Here is a 12,728-nt window from a genome sequence, read left to right as displayed (position 1 = left end):
CCATGACCGTACCCGAAGACGACGCCCTCACCGATAGCCTCGCTGGTCGAAACAAACCAGGGCGCGAGCGCATGCTGGCCACCATCCGGGAGGCCGCCATCACCGAGTTCAGTCGTCACGGGTTCAAGGGTGCCTCCACCAAGGCGATCGCCGAGCGAGCCGGCCTGACCAAGCCGCACCTGCACTACTACATCAGCAGCAAGGAAGAGCTCTACGAAGACCTGCTGTACTCGGTGCTCAACGGCTGGTCCAGCGCGTTCGCTTTCGATATCGAGAGTGACGACCCCAAACAGGTGCTGAGTCACTACGTGCGCAAGAAGCTGGATTACGCGCTGGACAACCCCGGCCTCTCGCGCATCTTCACCAGCGAGGTGCTGGGCGGCGGCCGCAACCTGGGCCGCTACTGGCCGGTGGCGGTGAAATCCACCCAGCAAAAGGTCGATGTGATCGAACGATGGATCACCGAGGGCAGGCTGCGCCCGCTGGACGCACGCCTACTGCTCATGCAGATCTGGGGCATGACCCAGCACTTCGCCGACTATGCCGTACAGGTGCAAGTGATGCTGGGCCTGGGCCCTGATGAACCACTGGACCGCGAACCCATCGCCCGCGAGCTCACCACATTTGTGCTGCTCGGCTGCGGTCTCGCACCAGACTGACGCACCCACTCTTTCCCTGCGCACCATCGGCCCGTGCGCGGTGCATCTGCGCGCGTCTGCGAGGCGCCGAAGCCCCTGAAACGCCTTTGTGACCCTCTCAGCGGGTTGGCACGGCACTTGCGAAAGTTTGACCAATCGTTCAAACATTTCCCAACCCCCTGCCATGCGCGTACTCGTCATCTATTGCCACCCGGTGGAAACCAGCTACAACGCCGCCCTGCACACCGAGGTGCTGGCCGGGCTGCGCAGCGCGGGCCATGAAGTGGACGACTGCGATCTGTATGCCGAAGGCTTCAACCCCGTGCTCTCGCGCGAGGAACGCCTGGGCTATCACGAGGTGCCCAGCAACCGCGAACCGGTGCAGGGCTATGTGGATCGACTGCTGTGGGCCGAAGCGGTGGTGTTCTGCTTCCCTACCTGGTGCTTCGGCATGCCGGCCATGCTCAAGGGCTTCTTCGACCGTGTGCTGATGCCCGGCGTGGCTTTCGACATCAGCGATACGAACCACGTCAAACCCTCGCTCACCCACATCAGGCGCATCTCGGCAGTGGTGACCTATGGCCGCCCGCGCTGGACCGCCCTGCTCATGGGCGACCCGCCGCGCAAGTCGGTCACGCGCTACATGCGCCTGCTCACCGGTGGGCGGGCGCGTGTGGACTACCACGCCTACTACCACATGAACGTGGCCACCACGCCCGGGCTGGACGCGTTCCGCCACAGAGTCGGTCGAGCCATGGCACGCTTCGCATGACCACGATGCACGCCCCCACGCTGCTGCAACGCGCACGCCTGCCACGTTGGTTGCTGCCGCCATCCTGGCCCAGCGCCGGATCGCAACCGGCTCTGGCCGACCTGTGCCTGGCCCATGGCCGCGTGCAAAGCGTTCAGCCGCACCAGGCGCCGGGCGAAATGTCAGATGAATGCTGGGACCTCAACGGAGCGCTGGTTCTGCCTGGCCTCGTGGACGCTCACACTCACCTGGACAAGGCCTTCACCCTGCCCCGGATGGGCGTTGTGCAACCGGGCTTGCTGGGCGCGATAGAGGCCATGATGGTCGACCGCCGAAGCTGGACAGAAGCCGACGTGCGCGAGCGTGCCGGTCGTGCCCTGAAATGGGCCTATGAAGCGGGCGTGACCCATCTGCGCACCCACTGCGACTGGTGGGAGCCCGACGCGCAGCCGCTGGCCTGGTCGGTGCTGCGCGAGTTGGGGGAAGAATGGTCCGGCCGCATCACGCTGGAGCGCGTGAGCCTGATCCCGCTCCACCTCTATGCCGACCGTTCCACCGCTCAGGCGCTGGCAGCCACCGTGGCGCGCAGCGGCCCAGGCGCGCTGCTGGGCGGCTTCGTGCATTCCACCAATTGGGACCCGCAGGCCTTGCGCCACCTGTTCGAAGCGGCGCAGCAGCACGGCCTGAACGTGGACCTGCACGTGGACGAAGAAATCAACCCCGCCGCAGCCGGTCTGGCCACCACAGCGTACATCGTGCATGAGATGCACTTCGAAGGTCATGTGGTCTGCGGACATACCTGTGCACTGGCCGCGCAGGAAGAAGCCACCGCGCTGGCCACGCTCGATGCGGTGGCTGCCACGCCCATCACGCTGGTGACCCTGCCCATCACCAACCTGCTGCTGCAGGACGCCACCACCGGCCGCACACCGCGCCAGCGCGGCATCACCCTGGTGAAGGAAGCGCGAGAGCGCGGCATTCCGGTGCTGGTGGCGAGCGACAACGTGCAGGACCCGTTCTGCCCGGTGGGCAGCTTCGACCCGCTGGAAGCGCTGGCGAGCGGCGTCACAGCGGCGCAACTCGATGCGCCGTTCGACCGCTGGAGCGAAGCGCTGTGCCGCAGCGACTGGCTTCGGCGCGGCCCGGCGAAGTTGCCACTGCGACCTGGCGACAGTGCCGATCTGCTGGTGTTCACCGCAGCCAACGCCTGGGGTTTTCCTTCTCGCAGCCAGGCGCGCGTGGTCTTGCGCGGCGGCCATGTCATCAGCGGCCAGGTACCTGCGACCTGGGCGACCGGTCACGCCAACCAGGAGGCATCATGAACACATCCCCCGGCATCGCCCAGCCCCTGGCCCGCTACGCCGCCTGGCGCCGCGCGGGTGACTTCGTCTTCCTGTCCGGCGTGATCGCGGTCGACCCATCAGCTGGACGCATCGTGCGCGGCTTTGACGACATCCCGGCAGAGGCCGCCGACCTGATCGGGCGTACCGGCGAGTTCAGCAGCGACACCAAGGACGGCCCCATCCTGGCGCAGAGCTGGTACGTGCTCAACAGCATCCGGCAAACCATGGAAGCCGCCGGTGGCCAGATGAGCGACGTGTTCAAGCTGGTGCAGTACTTCAAGCAGCTGGACCACTTCCCGCGCTACAGCGGCGTGCGCAAGCTGTTTTTCCCCGGCGAGCCACCGGCCTCCACCGTGGTGGAAGTCAGCGCCATGCTGCCCACCGCCGACATCCTGATCGAAGTGGAAGCCACCGCCTGGCTGCCCCTGCGCTGAACCCCACTCTCTTGCGACACCCCTTCCGAGAAACCCCATGCTCCACGGCTACAACCCACCCCACCGCTTCCTGCCCTACCTGAGCTGGACCGAAATCGCCGACCTGCCCGACAAGGCCAACACCGTGATCGTGCTGCCCACCGGCGCCACTGAGCAGCACGGGCCGCACCTGCCCTGCGCGGTGGACACGGTGATCGCTGCCGGCGTGATCGGCCATGCACTGGCGCGCCTGCCGGCTTCTGTGCCGGCGTATGCCATGGCGCCCATCACCTATGGCAAGTCCGAAGAGCACCTGCACTTTCCCGGCACCATCACGCTCAGCGGCGAAACCCTGCTGGCCACCATGAACGAAGTGGGCGAGTCGGTCTACCGCGCAGGTTTTCGCAAGCTGCTCATCGTCAACGGCCACGGCGGTCAGCCGCAGGTGATGGAGATGTCAGCGCGCGAATTGCGGCTGCGCCATGGCGATTTCATTGTGGTGCCCAGCTTCACCTGGCGCGTGCCGCACGTTGCGGGGCAGTACCTGTCAGAAAAGGAAAAGAAGCTGGCCATGCACGCCGGCCATGCCGAGACTGCGCTGATGCTGGCACTGGCACCCGAGACCGTTCGCATGGACCGCGCCGTGGTGAACTACCCGCCCGCCTTCCCTTCGCCCTTGCTCTCGCCCGACGGCCGACCCGCCTGTGCCTGGAGCGCGCGCGACTTCGGCCCCAGCGGGATCATCGGCGACCCGCTGCCCGCCACGCCGGCGCAGGGCCTGGCCATTCTGGATTCCCTGGCCGAGAGCTGGGCCGCCGCCATCTCCGAGCTGCACACCCTGGAATGGGCGCCGCGGGCCGAACCCACCTGGGGCCGCGCACAACACACCGGCCACGTGCAGACCTCGCTCTGAACTCTCCCGATTTCTGTTCCCCCTTTTCCCGTTGTTCCTTTCTTTCCACCCCCACCGGAGCCTGCCATGAAGAAGTCCACCGCTCGTCTCACCACGATCGCTTCCGCCCTGTTGCTGAGCCTGGGTGCCGCCAGCACCGCACACGCACAGGAAAAATTCACCTACATGACCAACTGGTATGCGCAGGCCGAGCACGGCGGCTTCTACCAAGCGGTGGCCACCGGCATCTACAAAAAATACGGCCTGGATGTCACCATCAAGATGGGTGGCCCGCAGGTCAATATCGTGCAGATGATGGCCGCCGGCCAGGCCGAATGCGTGATGGGATCAAGTGATCTGCAAATGATCCAGATGCGCGAAGGCGGTGTGCCCGTCGTCACGCTGGCAGCGGTGTTCCAGAAAGACCCTCAGGTGCTGATCGCGCACGAAGACGTCACCAAGTTTGAAGACCTCAAGGGCAAGACCATCCTGATTGCGTCTTCCGCCCAGCGCGGCTACTGGCCCTGGCTCAAGGCCAAGTACGGTTTCACCGATTCCCAGACCCGCCCCTACACCTTCAACATCCAGCCCTTCGTGGCCGACAAGAACGTGGCACAGCAGGGCTACCTCACGTCCGAACCCTTCGCCATTGCCAAGGCCGGCGTGAAGGCCAACACGCTCATGTTCAGTGACCAGGGTTACCCCGCCTACGCCACCACCATCTCCTGCATGGAGAAAACGGTGAAGGACCGCAGCGTCGCTGTGGGCAACTTCGTCAAGGCCACCATGGAAGGCTGGAAGAGCTACCTGGCCGACCCAGCCCCTGGCAACGTGCTCATCAAGAAGGACAACCCCAACATGACCGACGAGCAACTCGCCTACAGCGTGAGCAAGCTCAAGGAGCTTGAGATGGTCACCGGCGGCGACGCGGGCAAGGCCGGCATCGGGATCATCACACCCGAGCGTGCCAAGGCCAGCTACGACTTCCTGGTGGAAACCAAGCTGATCGACCCGGCCAAAGTGAAGATGGATGAAGCCTACAACACCGCCTTCATCAAGGACGCGAAGGTCATGCCCTGAGCGGCGACAGCCGATTCAGCATCACCCCGCCCTGAAACAGCGGCAGACCCTGCGAGGGTCTGCCGCCTCTATCGAAAGGCCAGCCATGAGCCCACCTCACGCCTCCGCCCCCGCCGTGGAAGTGCTATCCGTCGAGAAGACCTATCCCAACGGCACGCAGGCCCTGCTGCCGGTGGATCTCACCATCGAGGAAGGCGAATTTGTGACCCTGCTCGGTCCGTCGGGCTGTGGCAAGAGCACTTTGCTGAAGATGGTGGCCGGCCTGCTGGAACCCACCGATGGCAGGCTGCACCTGTGGCGCAAGCCGGTGGCGCAACTGGAAGCCAGTGGAAAGAAGATGGCTTTCGTGTTCCAGTCACCCACGCTCATGCCCTGGGCCAGTGTGCAGGCCAATGTGCGCCTGCCGCTGGACCTGGCCGGCATGCCCAAAGCGCAGGCCACCGCCCAGGTGGAAGAGGCACTGGCGCTGGTCGGTTTGTCAAAGTTTGCGGGCGACCTGCCCCGTTCGCTCTCAGGCGGCATGCAGATGCGCGTGTCGATCGCGCGTGGCCTGGTCACGCAGCCCGACCTGTTGCTCATGGACGAACCCTTCGGCGCGCTCGACGAGATCACCCGCCACAAGCTCGACGCCGAACTGCTGGACCTGTGGCGCAAGAAAAAACTCACCGTCATTTTCGTCACCCACTCCATTCACGAGGCGGTGTTCCTGTCTACCCGCGTGGTGATGATGGCGGCGCGCCCCGGCCGCGTGGTGGAAGAGTTCCACATCGACGAGCCCTACCCGCGCACACCGGACTTCCTCGTCTCGCCACAGTTTTCGCGGCACGCCAAGCAGCTGCAGGACAGCCTGCTGCGCGCCAGCCAGTCCACCGAAGAGGTGCAGCCATGAACACCCTGACCGCTGCCGCGCCGACCGACCTGAAGACGGGCTCATCGACCCACACGCATGCGGGCACCGCCACTTCCCTGATGCCGCCACCACCCGCTGCATCGCGCGACGCACCGCTTAAACCACGCACTACCCAGCCCGCAGCCAGGCCCCTGCTCTTCCAGCCACGGGTGCAACGTATCGCCTACCCGGTGCTGGTGGGCGTGGTGCTCCTGGTGCTGTGGCAGGGCCTGGTCACCGGCATGGAGCTACCGCCCTACCTGGTGCCCTCGCCACTGCTGATGATGCAGACCCTGATCACCGACTGGGCCTCGCTAGGCGCCTCGCTGGCCGTGACCGTGAAGATCACACTGCTGGCCTTCGTGGCCGCCACCGTGGTGGGCGTGCTCATTTCTTTCCTCTTCGTGCAGAGCAAGGCGATCGAGACCGCGCTGTTTCCCTACGCGGTGCTGCTGCAGGTCACCCCCATCGTGGCGGTGGCGCCGCTGATCATCATCTGGGTGCGCGACCCCACGCTGTCGATGGTGATCTGCGCTTCGCTGGTGGCGTTGTTCCCCATCATCAGCAACACCACGCTGGGCTTGCGCAGCGTGGACCCTGATTTGCAAAGCTACTTCCAGCTCAACCGCGCCACGCGGCTGCAGACGCTGATCCGCCTGCGCATTCCCAGCGCTCTGCCCTACTTTTTTGGCGGCCTGCGCATTTCCAGCGGGCTGGCCCTGATTGGCGCGGTGGTGGCCGAATTCGTGGCCGGCACCGGCGGCACCGGTGCGGGCCTGGCCTACCAGATCCTGCAGGCCGGCTTCCAGCTCAACATCCCGCGCATGTTCGCGGCCTTGCTGCTGATCTCGCTAACTGGCGTGGCGCTGTTTGTGGCCATGGCCTGGCTGTCGAAAAAGGCCCTGGGTGGCTGGCACGCCAGCGAAACCTCGCACGACTGAAACCCCTATCCATTCAAAACCCCGCCGCATCCGGCCTTCGGTGAACGCACCGGGCGGGTCTGCGGCCACAAGGAGCGCACCATGAGCCAGCACATCGAATCCGTCCAGCAACTCGTCCGCGAACTGCCTGCGCTCGACTGGATCACCGAACCCCAGCGGCTGGCCCGGCTGTCGCAAGACTTTGCCTGGTTCAGCCCGGTGCTCAAGGAAGCGCTGCAAGGCAAGCGCGGTGACATTGCCGTGCGCCCGCGCACCGAAGACGAGATCCGGCAGGTGGTGGCCACCTGCGCACGGCTGTCGATTCCCATCACCGTGCGCGGCACTGGCACCGGCAACTACGGCCAGTGCGTGCCGCTGCAGGGCGGCGTGATCCTGGACATGAGCGGCTACAACGCCTTTGGCTGGGTGCGCGGCAGCGTGGGCCGTGCGCAGGCGGGCATCCGGTTGTCTGAATTCGACGCGCAGGCCAGGCCACATGGCAAGGAACTGCGCTGGCTGCCTTCCACCTACCGGAGCGCCACGCTGGGCGGTCTGTTCGGCGGTGGCTTTGGCGGCGCCGGTTCCATCAACCACGGCCCGCTGGCCGCGCCGGGCAACATCCTCGCGGTGCGCGCCATGACGGTGGAGCCCGAACCGCAGATCATCGAACTCAGCGGCGCAGAAGCCATGCTGCTCCACCACACCTACGGCACCAACGGCATCGTGCTGGAGCTGGAGGTGGCGTTGACCACCGCCGTGCCTTGGTCCGAATGCATCGCCACCTTCACCGAGTTCGACGCTGCGCTGGACTTCGCCAGCCGCTTCAGCAGCGCGCCCGGTCTGGAGAAAAAAGAAGTCTGCTTCCTGGGTGCGCCCATCCCGGACCACTTCACCGCGCTGGCCGATTTTTTACCCAAAGGCTGCCACGCCGTGCTGGTGATCGTGGCGCCGCATTCGGAAGCCGGCATGCGCGCCATGGTGGCGGAACACGGCGGCAACGTGAGCTACCGCAAGTCGGCTGAAGAGGTGGCCGCCAGCAACAAGACGCTGCTCGAGTACACGTGGAACCACACCACCCTGGTGGCCATGAAGGTCGACAAAAGCCTCACCTACATCCAGAGCGGTTTTGACCCCACGCGCAACCTGGCGCAGGTGCGTGCACTGGAAACCCAACTGGCGGGCGAGGTGATGATGCACCTGGAATTCCTGCGTACCAAGGAAGGCGCACTCAACTGCAGTGGCCTGCAGCTCATCCGCTACACCACCGAGGCGCGGCTGAACGAGATCATGCAGATTTACCGCGACCAGGGCGTGCAAATCAACAACCCGCACGTCTATATCGTGGAAGACGGCAAGCAGAACAACCTGGACCCAGCCGTGGTGAAAATGAAGCACCGCTTCGACCCACAAGGCCTGCTCAACCCCGGCAAGCTGCGAAGCTGGATGAAGCCCAATCCCGCGCCACTGCCTGTCGAAGCCCTGCCAGCCTGAGCGGCCACGGGTCGCGCAGGCGGCCCCGTAAACTCCCCGCATGCCCTGGCACGCCCAACTCCAACTCGACTACCGGCTCGAACAACAACGCACCGTGCTGCAGCACCGGCACAACGGCCCGCTGCGCATCCTCAAGAGCCTGTACCCGGAAGGCGATGCCATCTGCCACAACGTGGTGGTGCACCCCCCCGGCGGCCTGGTGGGCGGCGACCTGCTGGACGTGAAGCTGCATGTGGGCACCGGCGCCCACGCCATGCTGGGCACACCCGGCGCCACACGCTTCTATGCATCCGACGAGGCCCGCGCCACCCAGCAAATCGCCATCACGCTCGACGCTGGCGCACGGCTGGAATGGCTCCCACTGGAGGCCATTGCCTACCCGGGATGCGACGCCCTCAATGCGGTGAGCGCCACGCTGGCCGAGGGCGCCGAAATGATGGGCTGGGACGTGACCGCCCTCGGCCTGCCCCTGGCGAATCAGCCCTACACCAGCGGCCGGTTACGGCAACGGCTGGAGATGCCCGGGATCTGGCTGGAACAGGCCACCATCGACGCCACCGACACCCGCCTGATGCAGTCGCCCCTGGGCCTGGCTGGTCAGCGCTGCCTGGGCACTTTCTGGTTCGCCACCGGCAGCGCGCTCAACCGGGAGCGGCGCGAACACCTGCTGGAGGTTGTGCGAGGCGCTCTGCAGGACGGCCCGACAGACGTACAGGCCGGCGCCACCTGCCCCAACGACCAAGTGCTGGCGGTGCGCGCCGTGGCGCCGGTTGTGGAGCCGCTGATGGCCTTGTTCCAGCGCGCATGGGCGGCAATGCGTCCGGCAGCCTGGGGGCTCAACCCCGTTCAGCCTCGCATCTGGAGGGTCTAGGAACACCCCCCTGCGCCGCAAGGCATAGACTCCCCCCGCGCCGCCTGCGGCGTCACCCCCAGGGGGCGATACCAGTCGTCCGGCAAAGCCGGCCCGACGGTATCACTGGATTGAGGCACCTCGCGCTGGAGGGGTAGCCCGACCCCGATCCCGCTTGTGCCGTGTGGCCGGGCTGAGCAGCGCAGCGGCGTGGGGATCAGAAATTCGCATGTCCGAAGGCCGCGCAGCGGACAAGTTTGCGAATTTCCCCCACGACGCGAGCAGCGCAAGGAACCGCACAGCGGCCCGGACTTCGGCTCGCCTTTCTTTAGTGACTTTCTTTGGCAAAGAAAGTCACTCGCCCGCCGGGGCGAGACCCGGCCAAACCAAGCCTCCGGAAAAACAAAGCAACCGCGCGCAGCCCAGCCACGTGTCGCAGATCACGCTTCGCACCCTGAAAGAGAAGAAAAGGGGTTTTCTGTGTGCTTTTGGCTGCATCGGCAATGTCTCAAGACAGCAGAATGGCGCCATCCAGCGTGCGAAAGACCGTTCGCCTTTGCCAACACGCCCTGTCCCTCCCTGTCCTGCCCACGCACAGCCCGCCGTCGCATGTTCGCTTCCCCCAACCAGCTCCACGACGCCACCGCGCTGGTGATCGAGGGCAATCCACAGTCGCGTGCCATTCTGGTGTCGCAGTTGCGCGAGCTGGGCCTGGGCACGGTGGCGCAGTGTTCGCGGTTGAGTGACGCACGGCGCAAGCTGGAAGTGGCCGCCTTTGACGTGGTCATCTGCGAACAGTTCTTCGAGCGCGAATCCAGCTCGGGGCAGGACCTGCTGGACGACCTGCGGCGCAACCAGTTGCTGCCGTTCTACACCGTGTTCGTGATGATCACGGCCGAGGCCTCGTACAGCAAAGTGGCCGAGGCTGCCGAGTCGGCGCTGGACGCCTACCTGCTCAAACCCCACACCGGCGCCAAACTGTACGACCGCATCCTGCAGGCGCGTCTGCGAAAGCGTGCGCTGCACGACATCTTCACCGCCATCGACGCACAGGACTTCGAGCTCGCCAGCAACCTGTGCATGGAGCGCTTCGAGTCACGCAAGCCGTTCTGGCTCTACGCAGCCCGTATCGGCGCCGAGCTGCTGCTGCGCAATGGTCGCGTGGCCGACGCGCAGGCACTGTACGAGGCCGTGATCGAGGCCAAGACGCTGCCCTGGGCGCGCCTGGGTGTGGCCCGTGCCCAGCTCGAGGCCGGCCAGACCACGCGCGCCGTCGGCACGCTGGAGAGCCTGATTCAGGACGACGCCGGGTATGTTGACGCCTATGACGTGATGGGCCGCGCCCAGTTCGAACTCGGCAACTTCCAGAACGCGCTGTCCACCTTCAAGATGGCCACCACGCTCACGCCCGCGTCGATCAGCCGACTGCTCAAGCACGGCATGCTGGCCTACTTCACTGGTGAGCGCAGCGAAGGCCTTGAACTGCTCGACCGCGCGACCCGCATCGGGCTGGACTCCAAGATGTTCGATCCGCAAGCCGTTGTCCTGATTGCCTTTGCGCGGCTGGACAACAACGACCAGCGCGGCCTGGCGCGCTGCGTCGATCAGCTCACCCGCCTGCACGAACGTGCCTGGGAACCCGAACGCCCCAAACGCCTGCTGGGCATCGCCCAGACGCTGGCGGCACTGCAGGCGAACCAGACCTCGCAGGTGTTGAACGACGTGCGCGACATGGTGCGGGGCATCTACGATCCCGGCTTCGACTTCGAGGCCGCCTGCAACCTGCTGGGTCTGTTGACGCGTCTGGCTGCACGCTCAACACCGATCGAAGACATGACATCCCCGGTGGATGCCATGGGCATGCGCTTTTGCACCAGCCGCGCCATGACCGAGCTGCTGGCCTGTGCCGCCACGGGCAACGCCAGCTTCAGTGACCGGATTCGCAAGGGGCACACCCAGATCCTGAAGATCACCGAACAGGCCATGACGCTGACCCTGAAAGGCGATCCCCAGGGCACCGTGGTGCAACTGCTGGCGGAGAGCGAGCGCACGCTCAATGCCAAGCTCGTCGAGTCGGCCTGGCAGGTGCTCCAGCGCTACGCCGACCGCATTCCCAACGCAGATGAACTGCGCGCGCGCATAGAAAGCCTGCGCGCCCAGTACGACACCAGCGCACCCCACGCCCGCCTGGGCGAAAACACCACCGCAGGCACAGCCCCTGGCGCTGTCTCGCTGCCCACCCGCTACAAACCGGCCAGGGGAGAAGGCGAAGCAGTAGTCGAAGAAGAATACGTGCGCTGACCCATCGCGCACAGATAGCACTCAGATCGCGACCAGTTGGCGCACCCCCTTGGCCTGCATCTCGCTGCCAGGCCCGCTGGCGATCACCTCGCCACGCTCCATCACCACATAGCGGTCGGCCAGCTCCTCGGCGAAGTCGTAGTACTGCTCCACCAGCACGATCGCCATGTTGCCGCGGTCGGCCAGCATGCGGATGACCTTGCCAATGTCCTTGATGATGTTGGGCTGAATGCCTTCGGTGGGCTCGTCCAGGATCAACAACTTCGGTCCCGCCGCCAGTGCGCGCGCAATCGCCAATTGCTGCTGCTGCCCACCCGAAAGGTCGCCACCGCGGCGGCCCAGCATCTGCTTGAGCACCGGGAACAGCTCGAACAGCTCAGTTGGGATGGGCGTGCTGCCCTTCTTGTAAGCCAGCCCCATGAGCAGGTTTTCCTGCACCGTGAGCCGCCCGAAGATCTCACGCCCCTGCGGCACGAAGCCCACGCCCATGCGGGCGCGCTCGTAGGGCGTGGCCTTGTCGATGGCCACGCCATCGAGCGTGATGCTGCCGCTCTTGATCGGCACCAGGCCCATGAGCGATTTGAGCAGCGTGGTCTTGCCCACGCCGTTGCGGCCAAGCACCACGGTGACCTGGCCGAGTTCGGCTTGCAGGCTGACGTTGCGCAGGATGTGGCTGCCGCCGTAGTACTGGTTGATGTCTTTGGCTTCTAGGAGGCTCATCTGCTGTTCCTTTTCAGCCAGACTGGCTGTCGTGTCGTGCCGGGTCTCGGCCCGGCGGCCGAGTTACCTTTCTTTGCTTCGCCAAAGAAAGGTAACCCAAAGAAAGGCGAGCCGAAGTCCGGGGCCCTTCGGGCTTCCTTGCGCTGCTCGCGTCGTGGGGGAAATTCGCAAACTTGTCCGCTGCGCGGCCTTCGGACATGCGAATTTCTGATCCCCACGCCGCTGCGCTGCTCAGCCCGGCCACACGGCAAAGGCGGGATCGGGATCGGACTACCCCTCTCGGAGACCGTGCCTTCACTCCCTCGCCCCTCTGGGGGAGAGGGTCGGGGTGAGGGGCCACGCCAGCCAAGTTGCCGGAGAAGATGTCCCCGCTCCCGCCTTCCGCCGTCATGCGCTGGCGAGTAGCGCAGGGCCGGGCGGGTCAGGGCTGCGCATGTCCG

General features: G+C 65.5%; 12 protein-coding genes. 11 read left to right on the top strand and 1 reads right to left on the bottom strand.

The annotated features are described in order from the left end of the window. Positions 1 to 2 precede the first annotated feature (2 nt). The 11 genes from Q7V46_RS02245 (at position 3) to Q7V46_RS02195 (ending at position 11,568) form a co-directional block, all read left to right on the top strand. On the top strand, positions 3 to 659 hold the full coding sequence (locus Q7V46_RS02245) for a TetR/AcrR family transcriptional regulator (protein WP_304911867.1): 657 nt from the start codon (positions 3 to 5) through the stop codon (positions 657 to 659). Between the two features lie 163 nt (positions 660 to 822). Beyond that, entirely contained in the window at positions 823 to 1,410 is a 588-nt protein-coding gene (locus Q7V46_RS02240) for an NAD(P)H-dependent oxidoreductase (protein WP_304911866.1), read from the top strand. A gap of 5 nt (positions 1,411 to 1,415) precedes the next feature. Then, positions 1,416 to 2,711 carry an amidohydrolase family protein gene (locus Q7V46_RS02235; RefSeq protein WP_304912026.1) on the top strand — a complete coding sequence of 432 codons (1,296 nt, stop codon included), beginning with the start codon at positions 1,416 to 1,418 and terminating at the stop codon, positions 2,709 to 2,711. After that, on the top strand, positions 2,708 to 3,166 hold the full coding sequence (locus tag Q7V46_RS02230; RefSeq protein ID WP_304911865.1) for a RidA family protein: 459 nt from the start codon (positions 2,708 to 2,710) through the stop codon (positions 3,164 to 3,166). Before Q7V46_RS02235 ends, Q7V46_RS02230 begins: the two co-directional genes overlap by 4 nt. A gap of 37 nt (positions 3,167 to 3,203) precedes the next feature. Then, positions 3,204 to 4,058: a creatininase family protein gene (locus Q7V46_RS02225; RefSeq protein WP_304911864.1), complete on the top strand. Its 855-nt coding sequence runs from the start codon at positions 3,204 to 3,206 to the stop codon at positions 4,056 to 4,058. A gap of 66 nt (positions 4,059 to 4,124) precedes the next feature. Then, positions 4,125 to 5,117 carry an ABC transporter substrate-binding protein gene (locus Q7V46_RS02220; RefSeq protein ID WP_304911863.1) on the top strand — a complete coding sequence of 331 codons (993 nt, stop codon included), beginning with the start codon at positions 4,125 to 4,127 and terminating at the stop codon, positions 5,115 to 5,117. A gap of 85 nt (positions 5,118 to 5,202) precedes the next feature. Then, the gene (locus Q7V46_RS02215) at positions 5,203 to 6,006 is read left to right on the top strand and encodes an ABC transporter ATP-binding protein (protein ID WP_304911862.1); all 804 of its coding nucleotides are present in this window, start codon (positions 5,203 to 5,205) and stop codon (positions 6,004 to 6,006) included. Next, positions 6,003 to 6,947: an ABC transporter permease gene (locus Q7V46_RS02210; protein WP_304911861.1), complete on the top strand. Its 945-nt coding sequence runs from the start codon at positions 6,003 to 6,005 to the stop codon at positions 6,945 to 6,947. The genes Q7V46_RS02215 and Q7V46_RS02210 overlap by 4 nt, the downstream gene beginning before the upstream one ends. 81 nt (positions 6,948 to 7,028) lie before the next feature. Further along, on the top strand, positions 7,029 to 8,417 hold the full coding sequence (locus Q7V46_RS02205) for an FAD-binding oxidoreductase (RefSeq protein ID WP_304911860.1): 1,389 nt from the start codon (positions 7,029 to 7,031) through the stop codon (positions 8,415 to 8,417). A gap of 40 nt (positions 8,418 to 8,457) precedes the next feature. Continuing rightward, the gene (locus Q7V46_RS02200) at positions 8,458 to 9,288 is read left to right on the top strand and encodes an urease accessory protein UreD (RefSeq protein ID WP_304911859.1); all 831 of its coding nucleotides are present in this window, start codon (positions 8,458 to 8,460) and stop codon (positions 9,286 to 9,288) included. Between the two features lie 588 nt (positions 9,289 to 9,876). After that, a complete protein-coding gene (locus tag Q7V46_RS02195; RefSeq protein WP_304911858.1) occupies positions 9,877 to 11,568 on the top strand; it encodes a tetratricopeptide repeat protein in 1,692 nt (563 codons plus the stop codon). A 21-nt stretch (positions 11,569 to 11,589) separates the two neighbouring features. On the opposite strand, the gene urtE is transcribed toward Q7V46_RS02195, so the two are convergent. Then, positions 11,590 to 12,288: an urea ABC transporter ATP-binding subunit UrtE gene (gene urtE, locus Q7V46_RS02190; RefSeq protein WP_304911857.1), complete on the bottom strand. Its 699-nt coding sequence runs from the start codon at positions 12,286 to 12,288 to the stop codon at positions 11,590 to 11,592. Between the last annotated feature and the right edge of the window lie 440 nt (positions 12,289 to 12,728).

The sequence above is a fragment of the Hydrogenophaga sp. genome, assembly GCF_030651625.1.
Taxonomy (GTDB): domain Bacteria; phylum Pseudomonadota; class Gammaproteobacteria; order Burkholderiales; family Burkholderiaceae_C; genus Hydrogenophaga.
This window is presented reverse-complemented; position numbering and strand designations above follow the sequence as displayed.